At 79.2% G+C, this 727-nt stretch carries 1 protein-coding gene; it reads right to left on the bottom strand.

The annotated features are described in order from the left end of the window. Positions 1–727 (bottom strand): sensor histidine kinase (locus tag ACLIYP_RS30685; RefSeq protein ID WP_412716335.1); only part of this gene is annotated, 727 nt, incomplete at both ends.

The following is a 727-nucleotide window of genomic DNA, read 5'->3' as shown; positions in this document are numbered from 1 at the left end:
AGTTCGGCCCGCACCCGCCAGCCGCCGCCGGGGCGGGGTCCCGCGGTCAGGCTCCCGCCCGCCGCCACCGCGCGTTCCCGCATCCCGTCCAGGCCTCGTCCCGACCCCAGACCGCGTACGGCGCCGGACGCATGCGGCGCCCCGCCGGCCGGCGGGGCGCCGTTGTCGACGGTCAGCTCCAGCAGGCCGCCGCGGTGTCCGACCGTAACCCGTACGGCCGCGCCGGGGGCGTGGCGCAGCGTGTTCGTCAGGGCCTCCCGCACGATGGCGAAGACGGTCCCGCCCGTCCGCCCCGGCAGGTCAGCCCGGAGGTCGGTCTCCACGGGGCCGCCCAACCCGCCGACGCCGGCGGCGAGTTCGGCGATGCGGCCGTTCCAGGTGCGGGGCTCCCCCTCGGCCTCGGTACGCATCACCGCCACCAGTTCGCGCAGTGCGGACACGGTCTCGCGGCCGTCGCGCGCCGCGGCCTCCAGCGCCTCGGCGGCCAGTTCGGGCCTGGAGCCGCCGAGCCTGCGCGCGGCCTCGGCCGTGACCACGACCGAGGTCAGGTGGTGGGCGCCGATGTCGTGGAGTTCGCGGGCCAGCCGGTGGCGCTCCTCCTCGGCGGCCCCGCTCCGCTCCTCCTCGGCCCTGGCCAGCCGTGCGGCGGCGGCGTGCCGGGCGGCCAGCCGGCGGCGCCTGCCCAGACCGGTGCCGATGCCGACCGCGTGCGGCAGGACGGCGAGGA

This window comes from Streptomyces nanhaiensis (assembly GCF_046614825.1).
GTDB classification, from domain to species: domain Bacteria; phylum Actinomycetota; class Actinomycetes; order Streptomycetales; family Streptomycetaceae; genus Streptomyces; species Streptomyces radiopugnans.
The sequence above is the reverse complement of the archived record's forward strand: the minus strand, read 5'-3'. Positions and strand labels throughout refer to the sequence as shown.